The sequence below is a fragment of the Gulosibacter sp. 10 genome, from assembly GCF_900163695.1.
GTDB lineage: Bacteria > Actinomycetota > Actinomycetes > Actinomycetales > Microbacteriaceae > Gulosibacter.
This window is the reverse complement of record NZ_FUIC01000003.1, coordinates 114,363-136,632: the sequence shown is the minus strand read 5'-3', so window position 1 is coordinate 136,632 and position 22,270 is coordinate 114,363. Positions and strand designations below refer to the sequence as shown.

General features: G+C 69.1%; 21 protein-coding genes, 1 tRNA gene and 1 pseudogene. 6 read left to right on the top strand and 17 right to left on the bottom strand.

The features are described 5' to 3' along the window. Nucleotides 1-122: 122 nt before the first annotated feature. On the bottom strand, nucleotides 123-1,529 hold the full coding sequence (locus FM112_RS01075; RefSeq protein WP_087002352.1) for a PLP-dependent aminotransferase family protein: 1,407 nt from the start codon (nucleotides 1,527-1,529) through the stop codon (nucleotides 123-125). Between FM112_RS01075 and FM112_RS01070 the strand changes: the two are divergent. Next, a pseudogene (locus tag FM112_RS01070) lies at nucleotides 1,528-2,455 on the top strand (DMT family transporter). The gene FM112_RS01075 and the pseudogene FM112_RS01070 overlap by 2 nt on opposite strands. A 76-nt stretch (nucleotides 2,456-2,531) precedes the next feature. On the opposite strand, the gene FM112_RS01065 reads toward FM112_RS01070, so the two are convergent. From FM112_RS01065 to FM112_RS01045, 5 genes are all read right to left on the bottom strand, one after another. Beyond that, nucleotides 2,532-2,604: transfer RNA gene (locus FM112_RS01065), tRNA-Val, on the bottom strand. Between the two features lie 106 nt (nucleotides 2,605-2,710). After that, on the bottom strand, nucleotides 2,711-3,691 hold the full coding sequence (locus FM112_RS01060; protein ID WP_087002421.1) for an aldo/keto reductase: 981 nt from the start codon (nucleotides 3,689-3,691) through the stop codon (nucleotides 2,711-2,713). A gap of 156 nt (nucleotides 3,692-3,847) precedes the next feature. Then, nucleotides 3,848-4,210 (bottom strand): cyclophilin-like fold protein, encoded by a 363-nt coding sequence (locus FM112_RS01055; RefSeq protein WP_087002350.1) that lies wholly within the window; start codon nucleotides 4,208-4,210, stop codon nucleotides 3,848-3,850. Between the two features lie 17 nt (nucleotides 4,211-4,227). Further along, a complete protein-coding gene (locus FM112_RS01050; RefSeq protein WP_087002348.1) occupies nucleotides 4,228-4,893 on the bottom strand; it encodes an SDR family NAD(P)-dependent oxidoreductase in 666 nt (221 codons plus the stop codon). Between the two features lie 147 nt (nucleotides 4,894-5,040). After that, nucleotides 5,041-5,940 carry a helix-turn-helix domain-containing protein gene (locus tag FM112_RS01045; protein ID WP_087002346.1) on the bottom strand — a complete coding sequence of 300 codons (900 nt, stop codon included), beginning with the start codon at nucleotides 5,938-5,940 and terminating at the stop codon, nucleotides 5,041-5,043. A 136-nt stretch (nucleotides 5,941-6,076) separates the two neighbouring features. Between FM112_RS01045 and FM112_RS01040 the strand changes: the two genes are divergently transcribed. Further along, entirely contained in the window at nucleotides 6,077-7,096 is a 1,020-nt protein-coding gene (locus FM112_RS01040) for a zinc-dependent alcohol dehydrogenase family protein (RefSeq protein WP_087002343.1), read from the top strand. A gap of 68 nt (nucleotides 7,097-7,164) precedes the next feature. Then, nucleotides 7,165-8,406, top strand: a complete 1,242-nt coding sequence (locus FM112_RS01035) for a multidrug effflux MFS transporter (RefSeq protein WP_087002341.1) — start codon at nucleotides 7,165-7,167, stop codon at nucleotides 8,404-8,406. Between the two features lie 143 nt (nucleotides 8,407-8,549). On the opposite strand, the gene FM112_RS01030 is transcribed toward FM112_RS01035, so the two are convergent. The 5 genes from FM112_RS01030 to FM112_RS01010 form a co-directional block, all read right to left on the bottom strand. After that, nucleotides 8,550-9,644, bottom strand: a complete 1,095-nt coding sequence (locus FM112_RS01030) for an SDR family oxidoreductase (RefSeq protein WP_087002339.1) — start codon at nucleotides 9,642-9,644, stop codon at nucleotides 8,550-8,552. A gap of 300 nt (nucleotides 9,645-9,944) precedes the next feature. After that, nucleotides 9,945-10,940: an aldo/keto reductase gene (locus tag FM112_RS01025; protein ID WP_087002338.1), complete on the bottom strand. Its 996-nt coding sequence runs from the start codon at nucleotides 10,938-10,940 to the stop codon at nucleotides 9,945-9,947. Between the two features lie 17 nt (nucleotides 10,941-10,957). Then, nucleotides 10,958-12,691 (bottom strand): cytosine permease, encoded by a 1,734-nt coding sequence (locus FM112_RS01020; RefSeq protein WP_140400525.1) that lies wholly within the window; start codon nucleotides 12,689-12,691, stop codon nucleotides 10,958-10,960. A gap of 93 nt (nucleotides 12,692-12,784) precedes the next feature. Further along, on the bottom strand, nucleotides 12,785-13,648 hold the full coding sequence (locus tag FM112_RS01015) for a sugar phosphate isomerase/epimerase (RefSeq protein ID WP_087002334.1): 864 nt from the start codon (nucleotides 13,646-13,648) through the stop codon (nucleotides 12,785-12,787). A gap of 48 nt (nucleotides 13,649-13,696) precedes the next feature. Continuing rightward, entirely contained in the window at nucleotides 13,697-14,641 is a 945-nt protein-coding gene (locus FM112_RS01010) for a sugar phosphate isomerase/epimerase (RefSeq protein WP_087002332.1), read from the bottom strand. A gap of 303 nt (nucleotides 14,642-14,944) precedes the next feature. Here FM112_RS01010 and FM112_RS01005 point away from each other — a divergent pair, with 303 nt between their 5' ends. Further along, complete coding sequence (locus FM112_RS01005) at nucleotides 14,945-15,871, top strand: helix-turn-helix domain-containing protein (protein ID WP_087002419.1); 927 nt, start codon at nucleotides 14,945-14,947, stop codon at nucleotides 15,869-15,871. Between the two features lie 81 nt (nucleotides 15,872-15,952). Here FM112_RS01005 and FM112_RS01000 read toward each other — a convergent pair whose 3' ends face one another. The 5 genes from FM112_RS01000 to FM112_RS00980 are packed head-to-tail and all read right to left on the bottom strand — an operon-like array spanning nucleotide 15,953 to nucleotide 19,692. Next, nucleotides 15,953-16,594, bottom strand: a complete 642-nt coding sequence (locus tag FM112_RS01000; RefSeq protein ID WP_087002329.1) for a hypothetical protein — start codon at nucleotides 16,592-16,594, stop codon at nucleotides 15,953-15,955. Continuing rightward, complete coding sequence (locus tag FM112_RS00995; protein ID WP_087002327.1) at nucleotides 16,591-17,424, bottom strand: ATP-binding cassette domain-containing protein; 834 nt, start codon at nucleotides 17,422-17,424, stop codon at nucleotides 16,591-16,593. The genes FM112_RS01000 and FM112_RS00995 overlap by 4 nt, the downstream gene beginning before the upstream one ends. 30 nt (nucleotides 17,425-17,454) lie before the next feature. Further along, nucleotides 17,455-18,261: a hypothetical protein gene (locus FM112_RS00990; protein ID WP_087002325.1), complete on the bottom strand. Its 807-nt coding sequence runs from the start codon at nucleotides 18,259-18,261 to the stop codon at nucleotides 17,455-17,457. Nucleotide 18,262: 1 nt separating this feature from the next. Continuing rightward, nucleotides 18,263-18,988 carry a hypothetical protein gene (locus FM112_RS00985; RefSeq protein WP_087002323.1) on the bottom strand — a complete coding sequence of 242 codons (726 nt, stop codon included), beginning with the start codon at nucleotides 18,986-18,988 and terminating at the stop codon, nucleotides 18,263-18,265. Continuing rightward, a complete protein-coding gene (locus tag FM112_RS00980; RefSeq protein ID WP_087002321.1) occupies nucleotides 18,985-19,692 on the bottom strand; it encodes an ABC transporter ATP-binding protein in 708 nt (235 codons plus the stop codon). The genes FM112_RS00985 and FM112_RS00980 overlap by 4 nt, the downstream gene beginning before the upstream one ends. A 116-nt stretch (nucleotides 19,693-19,808) precedes the next feature. Between FM112_RS00980 and FM112_RS00975 the strand changes: the two genes are divergently transcribed. After that, nucleotides 19,809-20,654 (top strand): sensor histidine kinase, encoded by an 846-nt coding sequence (locus tag FM112_RS00975; RefSeq protein WP_087002319.1) that lies wholly within the window; start codon nucleotides 19,809-19,811, stop codon nucleotides 20,652-20,654. Beyond that, a complete protein-coding gene (locus tag FM112_RS00970) occupies nucleotides 20,651-21,316 on the top strand; it encodes a response regulator transcription factor (RefSeq protein WP_087002317.1) in 666 nt (221 codons plus the stop codon). Before FM112_RS00975 ends, FM112_RS00970 begins: the two co-directional genes overlap by 4 nt. On the opposite strand, the gene FM112_RS00965 is transcribed toward FM112_RS00970, so the two are convergent. Continuing rightward, nucleotides 21,289-22,215: a hypothetical protein gene (locus FM112_RS00965; RefSeq protein ID WP_087002315.1), complete on the bottom strand. Its 927-nt coding sequence runs from the start codon at nucleotides 22,213-22,215 to the stop codon at nucleotides 21,289-21,291. The genes FM112_RS00970 and FM112_RS00965 overlap by 28 nt on opposite strands. Nucleotides 22,216-22,270: the final 55 nt, after the last annotated feature.

Here is a 22,270-nt window from a genome sequence, read left to right as displayed (position 1 = left end):
GACATAGCCTACTCCTTGTCAACGTCGGAGGTGGCCGCCGTTCCGCCGGAGGTCGACGGAACGCGTACCCGGGAGCCGCGCCGCTTCCCTGCGGCGCCGTTCTCAGCCCTCGGAACAGCCCGTCAGTGCGCGCCGAGCGTCTCGCCGATCACGCGCGCCGCCTCGGGGAAGCCGCCCGGGTTCGGGCCCGCGTAGTTGAGCCGGAGGTAGCGGCCGGCGGGCTCCGCGGGGAACCAGTCGTCGCCCGAGGCGACCATCACGCCGCGAGCCTCGCATTCGCGGGCGAACCGCGAGGGGTCGGTGTCGTCGGGCAGGCGGAGCCACAGGTTCAGGCCGCCGCGGGGCACGGCTTCGAGGTGTGCCTCGGGCGCGTGCTCCCGCAGCGCCCGGACGAGCAGGTCGCGACGCGCCTCGAGCCGCTCGCGCAGGGATCGGAGATGGGTGCGCCACGCGGGCTGGGCGACCACGTCGAAGGCCGCCTGCTGCAGCACCCCGCTCACATACATCGACTGCGCCTGGGCGTCGGCGAGGATGCGGGCGCGAGCGGGGCCGCGGGCCACGAGCCCGGCGACGCGGATCGCGGGCGAGACGCTCTTCGTGAGAGAACGGAGGTAGACGACGTGCCCGCCGTCGTCGCGCGCGGCGACGGGGACCGCATCGGCGGCGATCCCGAAGTCGTGCGCCCAGTCGTCCTCGATGAGGAACGCGCCGTGCTCGCGCACGATCGTCAGGATGCGCTCGGTCAGGGCGGAGGACCACTGCGCGCCGGTGGGGTTGGCGAAGTTCGGCTGGGCGTAGAAGGCGCGTGCGCCGGTGCGGGCGAATGCGCGCTCGACCTCCTCCGCATCCGGGCCCTCCGGGCCGCTCGGCACCGGGACGAGGCGCACGCCGACCTGCGCGGCGGCGAGGACGGCGCCCCAGTAGGTGGGCGACTCGATGAGGAGCGCGCCTCCCGCTCCGACGAGCGTCCGGAAGAGCGTCCCGAGGCCGCTCTGGCTGCCGGGCAGGACGACCACGTCGCCCGCGCCGGGCGCCGCTGCGCCGCCGACGCCGGAGGCGGCGAGCTCCGCCGCGAACCAGGCCCGCAGGTCGGGCAGCCCCGCGGCGGGCATCCGGTCGAGCGCGCCTTCCCCTCGCGCGGCGCGGACGAGCGCCGAGCGCACGAGCCGATCCGGCAGGAGCTCGCGATCCGGGTAGCCGGAGTGCAGGGCGATCGCGTCGTCCGGCGTCGAGCGCATCGCCGCGGCCGTGAGCGGCAGGTGCTGTCGGGGCGCGCCGAGCGCGACGGTCTGCCAGCCGTAGTCGTGCGGCCGTGGAGTCCGGCTGTCGCGCACGAAGGTGCCGACGCCGGGCCGGGACTCGACGAGCCCCTGCGCGATCAGCGTGCGGAGCGCCTGCTGCACGGTGACGGGGCCGACGCCGTGCTCGGCGACCAGCGCGCGGGTCGACGGCAGCCTCGCCCCGGCGGGGGCCGTGGCGACCCACTTGCGGAGGGCTGCGGCCACTCGAGCACTGCTACTATTGGTCATGAGACTAGAGAGTAGCGCTACTGTAATTTCCCGCGATCCGCTATCAACGCGACGGAGCGGCGTCGGCTGGGGCCTGCTCGGCGTCGCGGCGTTCTCGTTCACGGTGCCCTTCACCCGGGTCGCGGTGGAGGCGGGCCACATGTCGGCGTTGTTCGTCGGCTCCGGCCGGGCCGTGGTCGCCGCGGTGCTCGCCGCGGCGGCCCTGCTCATCACCCGGCAGCGACTCCCCCCGCGGTCGGCAGTGGCTGCAGGTGGCCGTCGTGGCGGGCGGCGCGGTCGTGGGATTCCCGCTGCTCACCTCCTTCGCGCTGACATCCGCGCCCGCGAGCCATGGCGCCGTCGTGGTCGCGCTGCTGCCCGCGGCGACGGCGGTGGTCGCGGTGCTGCGGACCGGGGAGCGCCCGGTGCGCTCGTTCTGGGCGGCCGCCGTGTGCGGGGCGATCGCGGCGGTCGCCTTCGCGCTCGCGCAGGACGGGGCCTCGGCCGGGGTCGGCGTTCCGGACCTGCTGCTCTTCGGCGCGGTGGCGGTGTGCGCGATCGGCTATGCGGAGGGCGGGCTGCTGTCCCGCAGCCTGGGCGCGTGGCAGACCATCTCGTGGGCCCTGGTGCTCGCCTCGCCGCTGATGGTGCTGCTGAGCGGCCTCGCCATCGCGCAGCGACCGCCGACCGGGACACTCGCGGAATGGGGCGCGTTCGCCTATCTCGCGGCGGTGAGCATGTTCCTCGGATTCTTCGCCTGGTACCGCGGGCTCGCCATCGGGCCGATGGCGCAGGTGAGCCAGGTGCAGCTCGCCCAGCCGGTCATGAGCATCCTCTGGGCCGGACTCCTGCTCGGGGAGCGCATCGGCTGGCCGACCGTGCTGGGCGGCGCGGCCGTGATCGGATGCGCGCTGCTCGCGGTGCGTGCCAGGAACCGCGATTCGTGACGGTCCGGGGACGAATGCGTGCGAAACGGATTCGATACGGGAACGGCCCCCGCTCCTGGGAGCGGGGGCCGGGCGGTGGGTCCTACCGGGCTCGAACCGATGACATCCACGGTGTAAACGTGGCGCTCTACCAACTGAGCTAAAGACCCGATCCGCGTCGGCGACGAGGGCCGATGCGACCATGCAAGCCTAGCATCCTGGCCGAGCCAGCCCGCGCGTCGGCCGGAGCGCGCCCCGGGACTTCGTCTTCCCCGATCACCACGCGTAGGACTGCGGTGCGGTGCCGGGGCCCGGCCAGATCCGGTCGAGTTCGGCCAGCGCCTCGGCGTCGAGCTCGACGCGCAGCGCCGCGACGGCCACCTCGAGCTGCTCGACCGTGCGCGAGCCGGCGATGAGCGTGGACACGATCGGCTGGTGCAGCAGCCAGGCCTGCGCCACCTCGGCCGGAGTGCGGCCGAGCTCCGCGCAGAAGATCTCGTACTCGGCCAACTGGTCCGAGAACCGCTCGTACGGCTGCGACTGCAGGGCTCGACGCACGGTGGGCTCGCCGTTCTTCGGCCGACCGGCGAGCACGCCCATCGCGAGCGGGCTCCACGGGATCAGGCCGATGCCGAAATGCTCGAGCGCCGGGATCAGCTCCTGCTCGATCGCGCGATTCGTGAGGTTGTACAGGCTCTGCTCCGAGACCAGGCCCAGCGCACGGCGGCCGTTCGCGGTCATCTGCGCCGTGGCGACGTCCCAGCCCGCGAAGTTCGAAGAGCCGACGTAGGTGATCTTGCCTTCGGCGATGAGCTGCTCCATCGCCTGCCAGATCTCCTCGTACGGCGTCGCCCGATCGACGTGATGCATCTGGTAGACGTCGATGTGGTCGGTCTTCAGGCGGCGCAGGCTCGCCTCGCACGCGCGCTTGAGATGATAGGCCGACAGGCGCCGGTCGTTCGGGCCGAGCCCCATCGGCTGATACGCCTTGGTGGCGAGCACGATCTCGTCGCGCCTGCCCGACCGCTCGAGCCAGTCGCCGATGATCTCCTCCGAGGTGCCGTAGCCCTTGAGCATGTCGGGCCTCTGCGGGCCGCCGTAGACGTCGGCGGTGTCGAAGAAGTTGACGCCGAGCTCGACGGCGCGGTCCATGATCTCGAACGCTTCCGGCTCGCCGGCGGCGTCGCCGAAGTTCATGCAGCCGAGCCCGATCGCACTGACCCTGAGCCCGGAACGCCCGAGGTGCCGGTATTCCATCGTGGTGTCGTTCATGCCGTCGACGCTACGGGGACGGACGGCGGAGAGGGAGTCCCTCCCGGTACCCCTCTCGACAGGGCCTCCGACGCCCGCTCAGGGGATGACGGCGCCCGAGCGCGGCGGGGCGCCGGTCGCTGCCCCGCCGCCCTGCCCGTCTCAGTCCGCGAGCTCGATGCGGGCGGGCTTCGACGCGTCCCATCCGCGGAGGACCGACGCATCGACGTGCAGACGGCCGAGTACCGCGGTGCCGGGCCAGAAACCGATCCTCGAATAGTGGAGGACGATCACTCGATTGCCGTGGTTGTAGCCGATGTCCGCGATCTCGGGGTCGCAGCCGTGCGGCATCCCCTCCATGGTGAGCCGTTCGGGCAGCTCGGCGAGCACTTCCTGCCGGGCGTAGTCGCGGAACTCGAGGTCGAGCGGCAGTTGCGCCCGGAGCGCGTCCGCGGCCGGGTTGTCGTGGAGCACCGCGTCGATCGTCCGGCCGTCGAGCGTGATGCGGATCGGGGTGTCCGCCATGGACGCCTCCTCTCGGTTCAGGCTTCGTCCGCGCCGACGGTGATGCGGAACGCTCCGGGCCGCGCGTGGAGCAGCCATAGACGCTCGGCGAGCGCGGCGGAGGCGAAGAGCGGATCGCCGCCGTCGATCGCCCCGGGGATGATGAGCTGCGCGACATGGACGCCTTCCGGCGCGAGGGCATCGTGCAGCATCGCCCCGTACGCGGACTCTCCGGCGAACGCGACGGAGGTGCCGGCGACGTCGCCGTTCGGGACGGCGGCGCTGGAGCCGTTGGGCAGGATGATCGTGCCGCGGCCCGCCTCGCGCATTCCCGGGAGGACGGCGCGGATCGCCGTCGCGGAGCCGAGGATCGACAGCTCGACGGCGGCCTCCAGATCCTCCACCGCGGTGTCGAGGACGGGCTTCAGGAAGGGCGCGCTCGGCACTGGGCTGAACTGCAGCACCTCGATCCGGCCGAGGTCTTCCGCGGCGCTCCGCAGCGCGGCCGCGAGAGCCGAGCGGTCGCCGATATCGGCGACATAGCCTTTCGCGGTGATTCCCTCCGCGGCGAGCCGCTGCTCGAGCGACTCGAGCTTCCGCATGTTGCGGGAGATGAGAGCGACCGCGAATCCTTCGCGGCCGAACCTCGTTGCTACTGCGGCTCCGAGTCCGGGGCCGGCTCCGACGATTGCGATAACAGCCATGCCTCCACGCTAGAACCGATGCTCCGGACGAGGGAGTCCCTGGCAATACCCCTCTCCCCCGGTTCGGACGACGCCCCCTCGCCGGGCGGTGAGGACGCGACCGGCGTCATCGTGGCGTCCACCGCCGACGACCGGCGGGTCCGGAGCCTACGCCTGCCTGCGGTCGGCAGGGGCGTCGTTCTGCCGGTCGGCCTCGTACTCCTCGGTGGCGGCGAGGTTCGCGAGCAGCTGCATCCGCTCGGCCGACGCGGAGCCCGGCTCCGGGGTGTAGGTCGTGAACGTGAGCCCCGGCTCGGAGATGAGATCGAGCGATTCAAACGCCAGCGTCAGATCGCCCACCACCGGGTGCCGGAAGTATTTGAACCCGGCCCCGTGCCGGAGCACGTCGTGGGAGGCCCACCGTTTCGCGAACTCGGGACTGCGCGTGCACAACTCTCCGATGAGTTCGTGGTGCTCCTTGTCGTACGGGTTGCGCGCCCCCTCCGCCCGCAGGATCCTGACCGCCGTGTTCGCCGCACGGTCCCACTCGAGATGGAAGGCGATTCCGCGCTCGTCGAGGAAGATGTACTTCGCGAAGTTCGGCGCGGTACCCGGCATGTCGAACAGGTCGCTGTAGAAGGCGCGGGCGAGCGCATTCGCCGCCAGCACGTCCATGCGGCCGTTGCGCACGACCGCGGCGGCCCCCGTGATCGAGTCGAGCATCCATTGCAGTTCGCGCGGCGGCGTCCATTCCCGCTGCCTCCTGCTCCGCACCGGTCGTGCCGCGGGGCTCGCCGCATGCGCGAGATCGAAGAGATAGGCGCGCTCGTCCTCCTCGAGCTTCAGGGCCCGGGCGATCGCATCGAGCACCTCGGGCGATGCGCCCCCGATGTGTCCGCGCTCGATGCGGGTGTAGTACTCCACGCTCACACCCGCCAACGAGGCGACCTCGCTGCGGCGGAGGCCCTTCACACGCCGGTTCTGACCGACCGGCAGCCCGACCTCCTGCGGGGTGATCCGTTCGCGCCGAGTCGCGAGGAAGTCCTTCACCTCTGCCCGATTATCCATATCGCCACCATAGGCCGACGGGGTTCGCGGAAGGAGGCCCTGCCAGTACCTCTTTCAACGGGGTCTCCCCCGTCGTCCCGGCCGGTGCTGTGATTCCCAATACCCGTGAAACCCACCTGCTGCGAAGGAGCCCCCCATGCGCGCCGTCATCATGCACGCCCCAGGAGATGTCCGCGTCGAAGACCGCCCCGATCCCGTCATCGAGGAGCCCTCCGACGCGATCATCCGCGTCACCGCCGCCTGCATCTGCGGCTCGGACCTCTGGCCCTACCGCGGTGCCGAGCCCGTCGAGGACGCCCCGATGGGCCACGAGTACATCGGCGTCGTCGAGGAGATCGGCGCGGATGTGCGGAACGTCGCCGTGGGCGACTACGTCGTGGGCTCCTTCGTCGCCTCCGACAACACGTGCGAGATCTGCGAGGCCGGCTTCCAGTCGCGCTGCATCCACCAGGTGATGATGGGCGCGATCGGTACCCAGGCCGAGAAGGCCCGCATCCCGCTCGCCGACGGCACCCTCGTGACGGTGCCGGGACGGCCCACCGAGGCGCAGGCCCGCAGCCTGCTCGCCGCCAGCGACGTGCTCGGCACGGGCTGGTTCGCCGCGGTCGCCGCCGAGGCGGGCCCGGGCAAGACCGTCGCCGTGGTCGGCGACGGCGCCGTGGGCCTGCTCGGCGTCCTCGCCGCCGCGCGCCTCGGCGCCGAGCGGATCATCGCCATGTCCCGCCACGCCGACCGTCAGGCGCTCGCACGGCGGTTCGGCGCCACCGATATCGTCGAAGAGCGCGGCGAGGCCGGCATCGCGAGGATCAAAGCGCTCACGAACGGGTACGGCGCGCACTCCACGATCGAGGCCGTCGGCACGCAGGAGTCGATGCTCCAGGCCATCGGCGCGACCCGGCCCGGCGGCCGCGTCGGCTACGTCGGCGTCTCCCACGGCGTGGAACTGCGGGGCGAGGACCTCTTCTTCGCCACCGTCGGCCTGCTGGGCGGCCCCGCCCCGGTGCGCCGCTTCCTGCCCGAGCTGATCGACCTCATCATGACCGATCAGATCGACCCCGGCATCGTGTTCGACCTCGAGCTCCCCCTCGAGGAGGCCGCGGCCGGCTACAGGGCCATGGACGAGCGCCGCGCCACCAAGGTGCTCCTCACCCTCTGATCCCGACGGCGAGCGCCCCGCGGCCGTTCGCCGCGGGGCGCTCGTCCACGCCTACACGAAAGACGTTCATGACCACTGCTCAACCCGAGGCCCGCAAGGTCGGGCCCGCGCTCGCCACGCTGCTCCTGCTGCTGACCGTGTTCGGTCCCATCTCGATGGACCTCTACCTGCCGGTGCTGCCGGCGCTCACCGCGGAGCTCGGCACCGTCACCTCGATGGCGCAGCTCACGCTCACCGCCTGCCTCGTCGGCCTCGCCGTCGGCCAGCTCATCGCGGGCCCCATCTCGGACCGCTACGGCCGCATGCGCCCGCTGCTGATCGGTCTGGTGGCCTATATCGCCGCCTCCGCGCTCTGCGCCTGGAGTCCGACGGTCGAGACCCTCATCCTCGCCCGGCTCGTGCAGGGGCTCGCCGGATCCGTCGGCATCGTCATCGCCCAGGCGGCCGGCCGCGACAGCTACGAGGACGGCGCGCTCATCCGCTTCTACGGCCGCGTGACCGTCATCGGCGGCCTCGCGGCGATCATCGGCCCGGTCATCGGCGGGCAGCTCGCCCGCTTCATGGACTGGCGCGGCATCTTCCTCTTCCTGGCGGGGCTCGGAGTGCTCATCATGGCCGCGACGCTCATCGTCTACCGCGAGACCCTCCCCGTCGAGGCCCGCACGAGCGGCGGGATGAGGCAGTCGGGACGGGACTTCACGAAGCTCTTCTCCGACAGGGTCTTCATCGGCGCCGTCCTCATCTGCGGACTCACCCATGCCGCCCTCTTCGCCTATCTGAGCGGCGCCACCTACATCCTCCAGGACGGCTACGGGCTCTCGCCGCAGGGCTACGCCTTCGCGTTCGGCGCGAACTCCGCCGGCTACATGGTCTTCGGCTGGGTCGCCGGTCGCGCCGCCGACGCCTGGTCGGAGCGCGGCGCCCTCGCCGTCGGCGTGCTCATGACCGGCGTCGGCGCCCTCGGCATCCTCGCCACCGGCCTGTGGGCACTCCCTCTGCCGGTGATCCTGGTGTCGCTGTTCGTCATGGCCTCCGGCGTCGCCTTCGCCGCTCCCCCGTCGGCCTCGCTCGCGCTGGCCGGCTACCCGGAGCTCGCGGGCACCGCCTCCTCGGTGCTCGGGCTCTCCCGCTTCGGGCTCGGTGCGATCGCGGCGCCGCTCGTCGGCATCGCCGGAGCCACCGCGGTCGTGCCGCTCGGCATCATCACCGTCCTGTGCACGGCGCTCTCGCTCGTCGCGCTGATCGCCCTCGTCGGCAGGAGGCGCGCTACTCGGGCCTCGCAGCCCTCGGTGAGGACCGATGCGACGTGAGTCGCGGCGGCCCGGCCGGGTTCAGCGGGACGTCCCTCAGCGGCTGCACCAGGGTCGGGCTCGCGGCCACGAGGACGACCGCGGTCGTGGCACGAGTCGGCAGTATGGCTGCTCTCGGATGGCCGGCCGGCGCATACCGCCGCTCAGTCTCCCGGTCGTCGCGGTGGAACGAGTCCCTCCTTCTCGTATCGCTCGAACAGCTCGAGGAAGGACCGTTCGGTGCTCACATAGGTGCCGAAACCGGCCAGCCGGCTCTTCGTCATGTCCGCGACGACCTCCACCTCGACTCCCAGATCGCTATCGGTGTGCCAGAACGATGCGACACGATCGAGACGAGATTCCCGGAGGCCGTATTTCTCCGCGATCTCGCTCCACAGCTGTTCCATGCCATGCATCTGATCCACGAGCGGCCTCGGCTCATGAGACGGCCCTTCCCAGCCGACCCCGAGCGCCTCGGCGAGCCGCGGCCACAGCCAACGCCAACGGAACACCTCGCCGTTGGTCACATTCCATGCCTCGTTCCCGATGCCGGGGGTCGTCGAGGCCCAGATCATCTGCTCCGCGACGACCCGCGAATCCGAGATATCCGTGAGGGAATTCCAGACGACTTCAGTACCGGGGAACACCATCGGCTTCCCCGTTTCTCGGGCGATCGCACCATGCACGGCTAATGTCAAGGCAAAATTCATCGCGTTGCCCACTGCGTGCCCGGTCACGGTGTGCGCTCGATGCACGCTCCAGGTGAAGCCTTCACGGGACGCCGCCTCGAAGAGTTCGTCTTCCTGCGCATAGTAGAAATTCGGAGTGGCGAGTCGTTCCTCCTCCTCACGGAACGGTGTTTCGCGCATCTCGCCGGTGCCGAAGGCTTCGAACGGCCCCATGTAGTGCTTCAACCCGGTCATCAGTGCGGCGTGCCTGATGGTGCCTGCGCCTGCGAGCGCTTCGAACAGGTTCCTCACCATCATTCGATTGACTCGGATGTTCTCGGCTTCGCTTGCCTGTCGTGACCACGCGTTGATGAACACATGCGTCGGACGCACGCCTTCCAATGCCCGTGTCACGCTCCGGGGGTCCGTAAGGTCCGCGACGACCTGCTGCACGCCCGTCGGCAGCTCGTGCGGGGAACGCGACAGCCCGTAGACGTTCCAATCGTTCCGGATCGAGAGTTTGCGTGCGATTTCTGAACCGGTGATGCCGTTGACACCGACGATCAGCGCAGTCGATACGTAATCATGCATGGATTCTCCTCTTCATCTGCAGCCGTCGCGCGACCCGTGCTTCGTCACCGGCTGCTCATCGGTCCCACCGGTCGGGCCGCGGCGTTATCAGCCTGGTGGGGAATATCGGCCGAAGCAATCCGCCCAACGCTGGTACGAACCCGGTTCCTACCACTCGTGGAAGCAGGATGGCCGCCGCCGTCCGCACGCGATCCTCGGCGACGGATCGATGCGAACTCCGAATACCGGGCGTCTCCCCCCTGCCCAGAGCGTCGACTGTTCTCGATCTGCAGTCGCCGCTCCGGGGAGGGAGCGTCGGCATCACCGCGATGCAGTCCGGGGTCGAAGGTCTTCTCTTGCGAAGCGGATGTCGAATGTCCGGGCAGCCTCCTGGATCGAAGCCTCGTCGAAGGGGCCGTACAAGGGCACGCAGGGAAACTCCTCCGCGGAAAAGTATCCGAGCACGACGTTGGTCACCGCGCAGTCGTATTTCTCCGCGAGCTCCACCACGCGCTTCGCGGTGTCCAGGTTCTTCTCAGTAGCGTAAGGGCTGTTGGCGACGGCCTCCGCCCCCTTCGCTGCGTAGATGTGGAAGAACCCGCTCGCGTTCGCCATGAACGGCATCATCATCGTATTGCGGTTGCGCCGATGGTAATCATAGAGCTCCCCCTCACAGACGACCATGGTGTCATCCGCAAGCGGCTTCATGTGTTGTGATCCCAAATTCAACAAGCTTTGGTCGGCCACTGCTCCTCGATACCCTTGCTCTTCGCAGTACGCCATTGCAGCGATCTGACGCTCGGCCGACCAATTGGAGACGCCGAAGTATCGGATCTTGCCCTCGCGGATGAAGTCCTGCATGGTTTCCACCATGATTTCGACCGGGATGCTCGGATCATCACGGTGGTAGAAATAGATATCGATATAGTCCGTCTGCAGGATCTCAAGTGAGCCCTCGAGATCTCCCCGCATGTCTGCGGGAGTGCAACGGTTGATGTGCAGGTCATGATGGACGCTCGTGAACACCGGATGACCGCCCTTGGTTATGAGGACGACATCGTCGCGGGTTCCGTTACGCTTCATCCATTGCCCGGTCACCCGTTCACATCGACCGATTTCATGGACGCCGTCGACCGCTACCCAATCCGAATAGACATGTGCGCAATCGATAAGGTTACCGCCTTGCTCGATGAATGTGCCGAAGATGGAATCGGCGTTATGGGAGTCCTTACCCCATCGCACGCCGGCGTCGACGGTGCCCAGCCCCATCGGGGAGACTCGCAGGTCGGTGTCCGGAATGATGATATTGCTCTTCATGAAAACTCTCCTTTAATTCAGGTGAGGGCGGCGGGTTCGTTCTTATAGTTGATATATGTCGCGGTCCCGTTCAGGACGAAATAGACGACGGTGAGCCCGAAGGCCACCACCTTGAATGAATCCACGGCCATGGCCTCCGCATAGGTGAAGAAGCCGGTGACGATGATGCCGGCAAGCGCTGCATAAGCCACGATTGCGAGAACCCCGGCGACTCTTCCCGATGTCTTCGTATCCTTGTTTTCACCCTGGCTCAGCTGTTCTTCCATCTCTTCGTCGACAAGGTCTTTGAGCTCCTTCTGGAATCGCTCCTCCCGAAGTTCTTCCGCGCGATAGTCATCTCGCGCGCCCATGATTCGAGCAAGCACCAAATAGCACGCTCCGGCGATGAAGAACTCCGGTATGAAGATGAAGTTGGGATGCATGGCGCCCGTGCCGAGCATGATCAATACGAACAGGATGCTGACACCCCAAGCGATCATCGCAGCCCAGTTGATTTTGACACCGCGATACATCGCCCAGTATCTCGTGAAACCGATCTTGGGGAAGAGGAACTGTTCGATGATGATGATCGCGCCGATTCCGACCGTCGCCCAGCCGAGCACTTGCACGACATTGCCGATATTCGTCATGGCGGGGAAGCAGGCCAATACCGTCATAATAACCCCGACCCCATAGGTGAACTGCCGATGCGAAAGCCGCGGGAGGACGGTGTTCAAGGAGAGCGCGGCGCGGTAGATCGTGGGATTCGCCGTCGTCCATCCCGCGACGATTACTGCGGTGATACCCGTGAGACCGAACACCGTATTCGTCACCGCACCCGGGTCCAATACGGTTAGCGATTGGCCGAGCACTGCAGCCGCGGCCGCTCCCATAATGGCAACCATCACCCAGGCGAAGTAATGTCCGACGAACATGCCGATGGCGCTGAGGTACCCGTATTTGTAGTTCTTCGCAAACCGGAACAGCCCCATATCGTTCGAACCGACATGCCAGGCGAGATTGATGAGCCAGGCGAAGCATGCGACGTGGAAGATCGTCATGGGTTCCGCATCGGGGTTACCGCTCCCGCTGCCTACATTGCTGTCGAAAATGGCCCAGATATCGGCGAACGAGCCGATCGAGGCGCCAGTGGCTGCGGCGAGCTGCGGCAGGGCGACGAGAGCGCCGACGAAGAAGATCACGATCATCCAGGGCACGGCGGCCGAGGCGAACCTCGCGCATGCCTCGAACCCGTTCGCCGCCACGATGGCCACCACCAGTCCCATGATCACCGCGGCGACGACGAACGACATACTCGTCGGGTACCATTCGGTCTGGATCGGCGCCCCGATCACTTCCCGGAGGGCCGTAGCGGCGACCGCGATCCCCGAGCCGGCGAGTGCGATGCTGCACAGCCCCCAGACGAGATTGTAGAAGCGCTGCGCGTAGGGCCCGATCACCTTCTTGAGGTAGGCGTAGAGGGTGAGGCGCGTGCTGGTGCCCATCACTGCCGCGAAGAAGGTGAACGAGAGCACCGCGAGCAGGTTGCCGATGAGCAGGCCAAGCAGGATGGTTTTTGCGGGCACTCCCCACATCACCAGAGTCGCGCCGAAGATGAATTCGGTCGCGGCGATATGCTCACCGCCGTACAGGCCGAGGAAGTTTTTGACCCCGGAGAGATTCTTCTCCGATACGGGTCGCTCCGTCTTCGGAACAGCCCGCGGATCTAGATTTCTTACAGGCCAACGCCCTGAAGGAGTAGTAGTTTTCATGTTGTCTTCTTCTCTATGGCGAGTAGTGATCCTCGCATGTAGTTTAAGGAAACGGTCTAGACGACAGTGATCGAGCGGATCATGCCTCTGGAATCACTGTTCGGTTAAATACTGCTCGACGAACGACTTCGTCTTTCGATAGGCAGTTGAAACATTCTCATCGACGCTCAGCTCGTAGTACTCCGGACGAAATACTTCCACTGCCGCGGGAACCGTCGAGGTGTCGAATCCGCTCGCGTGAAGAGCTTCGGCCAGACGTGCCTTGTCAACGCATCCGTCTCCCGGCCAGAGCCGCTTCTCATCGGTGAGATAAGGGGCGCCGATGGGGAGATGCTCGACGTCGTTGAGATGCAAGTTAATAATCTTTCGACCGTCGGACTCGGCGAGATCCTTGCAATCCGATCCCATCGCGTGAAAGTGAAAAACATCGAGTGCTATCCCGACGCTCGTCCGGTTCACCGTCGATACGATGTCATAGGCCGTATCGAAGCGGTTGATCGTAAATGCACCGGATCCGATGAACTCGAGGGCGACCGAGATTCCGTGAGGCTCGCACAGGTCGGCGATCTTATTCAGCATGACGACCGCATCGTCTTCGATCTCCCCTACTGTCGCGTGCTCCGCGATGTTCGCGCTCGGAATGACTGCTATAGTCTTGAGATCGATCGAGTTGAATACCGGGATCAGGCGCCGCACCTCGTCGAGCAGCTCTTGTCTATCTGCCCTGCTCCGTCTCCAGTTGAAGAACATCAGGGCGCTGTACGTGTGAGGTTTCAAACGGTGACTTCTGAACCATTCTGCGAGGTCCTCCGGAGCGCTGCTCCTGAGGTATGCATCCAGGGTGTCGGAGCGGAGATCGATATAGTCGAAACCATATCTCTCGGCGGCCTCGAGGTCCGCCAGCATCGAGTGATCTCGGCACTGTTCGGATGACGCTTGATTGAAACAGAGCTTCATTGCTTCCTCTTCGACGTGTGAGTGGACGATGACGCATCGCTGCGGAATCTACTGATAGTCGGCGAGCAACGGGCTGATGAATTCAACGGCTTCCCGCAGCGGGTTCTTGGGATAACCGGTGTAGTCCTCGAGCTCCACCGCCAGGATGCCGTCATAACCGGCGGTCTTCAGCGTGTCCAGGAACAGCGACCACCACTCCGCGTCGCGCCCCTTGCCCGGCACGTCGAAACTCCACGAGCGTTCGGAGATATTCGCGCCCTGCCTGAAATCGAGGTTGCCGTCGACGAGCTGCTGGTGCTCATGGAAGACCACGTCCTTCAGATGGACGTGGAAGATCGATTCGGGGGCTCGCCGGACCAGCTCTCGACCGTCGCCTCCCATCCACATCAAATGGCTCGGGTCCATGTTGATCCCGAGTACATCCTTGCAATCGCCGATTCGCTCGCAGAGGTGCTCGAATGTGGAGAGGTTGTAGAGCAGACAGGTCGGATGCAGTTCGAACGCGATGCGCACCCCAAGGGCTCGAGCCTCCTCGACGATCTCCCGCCATACCGGAATCGCGACCTCGTCCCACTGGTAGGCGAGAATCTCGTGGTTCTCCGGAGGCCAGTGGGTCGTCACCCAGTTCGGCCGGCGATCCGTCGGCGATCCGCCTGGGAGCCCTGACGTGGTCACGACGGTGTTCACGCCGAGCATCGCGGCGATGCTCATCGTGCGAGACAGGCCGTCCCGATGCGCAGCTCCCTCGATCGGATGAAGAATATTCCCGGAGCAGTTCAGCGCATCGATTTGCACGCCATGCCGTTCGAACTGGTCCAGATACTCCTCCCGACTCGTTGCTCCTGAAAGCAAGTCCTCCACCGGCACATGCGGGGCCTTCGACCAGTTGGCGCAACCGAGTTCCACTCCTCGGATGCCCAGCTGCTCGCAGGTCATCAGCATGTCCGTCAGGCCGTACCGCTCGAACCCGTCGGTAAAAACACCAATATGCATCTCTGCACCTCTCGTCGTCTACGGTTGTCGCCGCCGCTCGTGCCATATGCATGGGGGACGGAGTCGGTTCGCGAACCTCGTGCGATCCCGCTTCGCGTTCGCCTCCCCCTTCGGAGACGGATGCTCGACGGCGATCCCTGGGACGTCGTGTCGGATCTCGGGAGCCGACGCCTCGTTCGCCAGTTCCCACAGATTCCACGTGTCGGGTCGCATCGAGCCAGATACCCCTTGATCGTGCGATGCCGATTGGTACTACTGACAGGGTCACACTGATCGGCCCCGATCGTGCCTATTCTGATGGCTATGGTTGCTTCAGGGGAACGACAGGCTTCCGGCAGTCTGGGCGACTTTCTGAAATCACGCCGGGCAGCGCTCTCCCCGACCAAGGCGGGAGTCGAGGACTGGGGCAAGCGCCGCCGAGTGCCCGGTTTGCGACGCGAGGAAGTGGCGCAGCTCGCAGGGGTTTCGGTGGCCTACTACATTCGGCTGGAACAGGGGCTGCCGCATAACGCCTCCGACGAGGTGCTGCTTTCGCTGGCCCGTGCGCTCCAGCTGACATCGACCGAGACCGAGCACCTCCTCGACTTGGCAAAACCGTCGCCGATCAGGCCTTCGGCGGATGCGCGTCCGGAGCATGCGCATCCGCATGCTCTCGCCATGCTGGATGCTATCGGCGACAAGCCGGCGGTGCTGCTCGGACGGCGAAGCGATGCTCTCGCATGGACCCCGACCGGGCATGCGTTGCTGGCACCGCACGTGCCGTTCGATACGAGTGATCCCCGCACCCGCCCCTCCCTGCCCCGGCTGCTGTTCCTCGACCCGAGCGTTCGCCGGTCATACGCGGATTGGGAGTCCGAAGCCCGCCTCTTCGTCGCCTACCTCCGACTGATCAGCGGCAAATACCCTGATGACAGTCGTCTGGCCGAACTCGTCGGAGAGCTCTGCATGAAGGATGCCGATTTCGCCGCAATGTGGGCATCGGGTCGCGTCGGTCAATGCACTGCCGGTTTGAAGCACTTCGAGCACCCGCTCGTCGGAGCGCTGACCGTGGAGTACCAGCTCTGGCTTCAGGCGGACAGCCCCGATCATCGCATCGAGGTGTACAGCCCGGCGAATAGCGAAGCGCAAACGGCACTCGAACGTCTGAGCGCTCTCGTCCGTGAGAAGTCCGAGTCGAAACCCGGGCAGGACCGGAACGGTGCCCGGTCCATCGGCGAGGAACAGGCATGATTCGAGTCCGGTAGGCATCTCGATGCTCGCCGAGACGATGGATGTGCACGCTCTGATCAGGTCGAGCATAGGCGTCGCGACTCAGCGCGACCGTCGCGTGCATACCGTCGCGAGCCCCACGGCGAGCACCGCGATCGGCACGGACGCCGCGTTCCGCAGCAGCGCGGCGCCGCAGGCGTGCGCGGACGGGGACAGCAGCGCCTCCAGCGCGATGCGCACGGGCGGCGCGTGCGGCACCACGACGGCGAGCAGCATTATCAGGACGATCGCGAGGAGCGCCCATCCCGGTCGTGCCGGCGCGAGCGCGCCGAGGAGCACGCCGATGCCCGCGCCCGCCGCGAGGATGAGCAGCAGGTTCGCGAAGGCGAGCGCGCCGGCAGCGGCCGGGAGCCCGCTCGAGACCGCCCCGACTGCGATGACGAGCAGCGGGACGGGCACGACGGCTCCGGCCGCGGCGAGCCCGCGCGCGACGAGCATCCGGGCGAAGGAGCCCATCGCGCTGATCGCGATCTCCTCCTGGCCCGCATCCTCGGCGCAGCAGGCCGAATAGGCCAGCCACATGACCGCCGGGAGGCTCAGCGCGAGCATCGCCGCGACCGCGGAGGCGTCGACCGGCGGCGACCCCAGCAGCAGCCAGGCGATCACGCCCTGGCCGAGCACGGGCGGCATCCAGCGCTGCCCGTGGAAGAGCACCGCCCAGCAGTACGCGACGGCGGCGGTCACCGCTCGGCCCGCCGCTCGACCCGCAGCACCTCGCCGCCCGCGTCCAGCGTCGCGCGCAGCAGCGCGGACGCCTCGCGCTCCGGGACGGAGAAGTCGAGGAGGTCGCCGTTCACGAGCATCGGCCGGGCGGGCAGCGTCCGACGCCCTCCCTCGACGAGGCGGACCCGCACCGCGACCCGCGCCCCGGCCGCCACGGCCTCCTCGACGAGCCGCCCGTGCCGCAGCGACAGTCGACGGTCCGGTGCCAGGAGCTCCGGACCGTGCGAGACGACGAGCACCGCCGCGCCCCGGCCCGCCGCCGCCCGGATGAGCCCCGCGCTCGTCTCCGCGGCTGCCGCGTCGAGCCCGTCGAAGGGCTCGTCGATGAGCACGAGATCGGCGCCGGGCAGGAGCGCCTGCACGAGCAGCACCTTCTTCCGGCTCCCCGTGGACAGCCGCGCGAGGCGCGCACGAGGATCGAGCCCGAGCGACTCGGCGAGGCCGCGCACCGCCGAGCGGTCGGCCGGCGTCCACCGACCGCGAAGCCGAAGAATGTGGCGGAGATACGCGTGCGCGGTGAATCGGCTCTCCTCGAGCGCCGCGACAGGGGCGTAGGCGACCGCCCCGCACCGCTGCACGCGACCGCCTGTCGCCCGCGCCAGCCCCGCCGCGATCCGCAGCAGCGTCGACTTGCCGGCTCCGTTGCCGCCGCGGAGTTCGACGACGCTCCCCGGCCGCACGGCGAGGTCGACGCCCCGGAGGACGGGCGGGGCGCCCCGCCCGTATCGCTTGACCACCCCTTCGAGGAGCAGCCGCGGCGAGGCGCGGTCAGCGCCGCCGCTCGTACACACCCGCGGCCTCCCTCCGCGGGACCGGCGGCGTCACGTATCCCGCCTCCGGAACACCAGCGCGGCGACCGCCGCGGCGCCGAGCGTCCAGGCGAGCACCACGATCCAGCCGACGAACGGCGGCGGCGCCCCGGGCTGCGAGATCACGTACCAGAACGTGTACGAGGCCATGTCCGGCAGGAAGTACCACCGCAGCCCCTGCAGCAGCGGGCTCACGACGAGCAGGTAGACGACGAGGATGGCCGCGGCTGGCACCGTCTTGCGCACCAGCGATCCCACGGCCGCCGACAGGACGGCCATGCACGCGAGATACCCGGCGGCGCTGCACAGCACCCTGGCGGTGAGGGCGGGTTCGAGCGCCTCGAGCACCGTGCCCGTGCTCGCGAGCACGACCCCGACGCCGGTCGCGGCGGCGAGGAGCGCTCCCGGAAAGACGAGGACCGCCAGGGCGAGCATGGCGGCGGTCTTCTGCACGAGCCGGTTCGGGACGGCGAGGAGCGTCGTGCGGATCTGCCCGCCGACGTACTCCGAGGTCGCGGCCAGCACTCCGGCGAGGAAGAACCCCACCTGCGTCCAGCCGAGCCCGACCACGCCGAAGTCCAGCAGATGCGGGGTCTCGCCGGAGGGATCGGCCTCGACGGTGAACTCGGCGTGCTGCGTGAGCAGCGCCGTCGCCACCGCGGTGAGCGCGATCGTGCCCGCGATGACCGCGCGGAACGACCCGAGCGAGAGGAGCTTCGAGAGCTCGGCCCGGAACGCGTCCAGGAATGCCCCCGGCGCGCTCCTCGGCGCCTCCGAACGCGTGGCAGCGCCTGCGGATGCGGATGCGGATGCGCCCATCTCACGCGTCCCTTCGCGCGAAGACCACCGTGGCCGCGACGAGCAGCGCGGCCGCCCAGGCGGTCATGACGAGCCCGCCCATGACGGGCGTCATCGCCGTGCTCGTCTCCAGCGCGGTGAACATGCGCATGCCCGCGAGGTCGGGGAGGTAGTCGGCGGCCGGGAACCGCTGCGCGAGCAGGTAGGTGACGGAGACCGCGGAGGAATTCGCGACCAGGACCGCCATCGGGATGACGCCGCTGCGGGTGAGCGCGGTGAGCGCGAACGCGAGGAGCGCCATCAGCACCCAGAACACGACGGCGCCGCCCGCGCGCGCCGCCGTCCCCGGGTCGAGGGCCGGCCCCGCATCGGTCAGCAGCCCGACGGTCGCGAATACCGCGACCACGGCGGCGGCCGCCGTGCCCGCCGCGAGGAGCGCGACGGCCGCGGCCTTGGCGAGCAGCAGCCTCGTGCGCGCGGCGGTGGCGGTAAGGGTGGTGGTGATCTGCCGTCCGGCCGCGGACTCCTCCCCCTCGGTCGTGTACTCGCTGCCGATCGCGACGGCGCCGAGCACGATGGCCCCGGCGACGCCGATGGCGATTTCCGAGAACCCGGTGTTCTCGTCGGGGCTCGTCGTGAGGCTGGTGATGACGGCGATGCCGGTCGGGAGGGCGAGGCCCGCGGCGACGGCGAGCCAGGTGAACGGCAGCGTCAGGAGCTTCGACAGCTCCGAGCGGAAGACCCTCAACGCCCATCCCCCTCGCCGGTGAGCGCGAAGAACGCGTCCTCGAGGCTCCCGTGACCGCCCGTGACCTCCTCGAGGGTTCCGTCCGCGACGATCTCGCCGCGGCGGATGACGACCACGTCGTCCACGGTCTCCGCGAGCTCCCCCATCAGGTGCGAGGAGAGCAGCACGGTCCGGCCCTGCGCCGCCTGCTCGCGGAGGAACCGGCGGGTCCAGCGGATGCCCTCCGGGTCGAGGCCGTTGACCGGCTCGTCGAGCACGAGCGCCTCCGGGTCGGCGAGCAGCGCCGCGGCGAGCCCCAGCCGACGCCCCATGCCCAGCGAATAGGTGCCGACGCGCTTGTCCGCGGCGTGGGCGATGCCGACCGTCTCGAGGAGCGACTCGACGCGCCGGTTCCCGACGCCCGCGGCCCGCGCGACCCAGCGCAGATGCGCCCGGCCGGTGCGGGAGCGGTGGGCGCCGGAGCCGTCGAGCATCGCGCCGACCTTGCGCATCGGATCGCGGAGGGTCTGGAAGCGGCGCCCGTCCACGAGCGCGGTGCCCGATGTAGCGCGGTCGAGTCCGAGCAGGATGCGCAGGGTCGAGGATTTCCCCGCGCCGTTCGGCCCGAGGAATCCGGTCACCCTTCCGGGGCGGGCCCGGAAGGTCAGCCCTCGGAGGATGTCGCAGCCGCCGCGCCGCTTGGCGAGTTCGTCGAATGTGAGCATGGGCACCATCCCACCGGCGCGGAGGCCCGGGCGCATGAGCCGGCGGTGCAGTCCTGCCCGCCGGCCCTAGACCCGGGTGCAATGCCGGCCGCAGGATTCGTCCATAGGCTTGAGGCATGGAGGAGATGTCGCGGCCGCGCTGGACGTCGCGGGCCTGGGCCGCGGCGTGCGCGCTGCTCGCGCTGCTCGCCGTGCTGCTGCTGGTCTTCCCGATCGGCCGAGTCGCGCAGTGGGGCGCGCCGGCCGTCATGCTGGTCATGGCCGGGGTGGTCTGGTGGGCGCTGCGCACGACGCGCCGCCGGCGCGCCCGCTACGAGCAGCGGCTGGAGCGGTGGGCGCGCGAGCGCGCAGCGGCGGATGAGCGGCTGCGCCTGGCCCGCGAGCTCCACGACCTCGCCTCGCACGGCATCGGCGTCATGACCGTCAGGGCGTCCACCGCGAAGCTCGCGGACGAGCAGGAGCGGCTCCGCGCCCTCGACGACATCGAGCGGGTCGGGCGGCGGTCCACCGAGCAGCTGCGCAGCATGCTCACGGTGCTGCGCGCCGACGACGGCGGCACTCTCCGCCCGCCGTGCGGCGTCGCCGATCTCGCGGCGATCGTCGACTCCGCAGGGCAGGCCGGCCTGGAGATCGACGCGGCGTTCGACGAGGACGGACTCTCGGACCTCGCCCCCGAATTGCAGCTCTCCGTCTGCGCCATCGTCCGCGAGGCACTGTCGAACGCCGTCCGCCATGCGGGCCGCACCGCGGTCCGGGCGAGCGTCGAGCGGCGGGAGGACCGCGTCGTGATCGTGGTCCGCGACGCCGGTCCGGCGCCCGGCTGGCGACCGCGGCCGGGTACCGGCACCGGCCTCCTCGGCCTGCGGGAGCGCGTCGCGCTGCACGACGGCTCGCTCGTCGCCGGGCCGTGCGAGGGCGGCTTCCGCCTCGCCGCCGAGCTCCCCGCCGGAGGGCGGTCGTGAGCGCCGAGCCGATCCGCGTGCTCCTCGCGGACGACGAGCCGCTGCTCCGGCGCAGCCTGGGCATCGCGATCGATCGTGCGCAGGGGCTCCGAGTCGTCGGCGAGGCCGAGGACGGCGCCGACGCCGTCGCCCAGACGCGCGCCCTGCGCCCGGATGTCGTGCTCATGGACATCCGCATGCCCAGGCTGGACGGCATCGACGCGACCGGGCGGATCGCCTCCCAGCCCGCGCTGCGGGGCACGCGGGTGATCGTGCTGACGATGTTCGAGCTCGACGAGTACGTGTACGGCGCGCTCGCGGCGGGCGCCAGCGCGTTCCTGCTCAAGGACACGGAGCCCGAGCGGCTGATCGACGCGATCCGTCGGGTCCACGCCGGCGAGTCGCTGTTCACGCCGCAGATCATGCGCCGGCTCGTCGAGCACTTCGTCGACCGCCCGGTCGCGCCAGGGGCGGCGCCTCGGATCGACGGGCTGACCGCGCGCGAGCACGAGGTGCTGGCCCTCGTCGGCCGAGGCCTCTCGAACACGGAGATCGCGGAGGCGCTCACCGTCACGATCCACACCGTGAAGGCGCACATCGGCGCGCTCCGGGCCAAGCTCCACGCCCGCGACCGGGCGCAGCTGGTCATCGCGGCCTACTCGCACCGGCTCGTCGAGCCCTGAGCCCCGGCCCGCCCCGCCCCGCCCGGCGGGAGCCCGTCAGCCGGCGACGCCCCGGCCGCCACCGGCGGTCGCGCGCCAGTGCGCAGCAGCCACAGGTTCGCCGTCACGGTCAGCAGCGCCACGCCGGACAGCCCGCACACCGCGATGACGGTCACCCACGGGCCCTCCGGCAGCAGTCCCGCCCGGTGCGCGAATCCGGCCGCCACCGCCGCGAGCACCGCCGCCGCGCCCGCGACGGCGAGCACCGGCTCGGCGAGGGGCCGCCCCGGAGGGTCGGGCTGCGCGCCGTGCGGGCCGGCGAGCATCAGGGCGAAGGCGCTCACGGCCGTGACCAGCATCATGGCCCCCGCGATGTCGCTCGGGCGGTGCCAGCCGTAGTACAGCAGCTGCCCTCCCACGATGCTGAGCAGGATGCCCGAGCCCGCCGCCACCGCCGACCGGGCCCGAGGCGGCGCGGTCATGAGCAGCCCCGCCGCCACGGAGGCGAACGCGATCATGTGCCCGCTCGGAAACGTGTTGGGATCTTCGCCGTCGAGCGCCGGGCGGACGAGGATCACATGCTTGAACAGCTGGCCGAGCACGTTGCAGACCGCGACGACCGAGACGGCGACGAGCGCCATGAGCCGTCGCCCGGCGAGGACGCCGAGCAGCGCGACGGCCGCGGCGGCGATGAGCAGATGCGGGACGCTCACCACGGTCAGCAGGGGCGCGTGCTGCTCGAAGACCGAGGCGTCCAGGAAGCGCCGCTCCACCCGCTGGCCGCGGGCGGTGAGCACGCCGAGCCCGTAGACGCCGGCCACGCCGAGCACCGCCGAGACGAGCACGAGCAACCGGCGCCGTCGCAGCCGCCGCTCCATCGGCCCGCGCAGCGCAGGGGCGACGTTCCGCACCACCGACATCCTCCCGATCGTTCCTACCCGGCCGGGGAATCCTGCCACACCGCGCCCGGTCGAA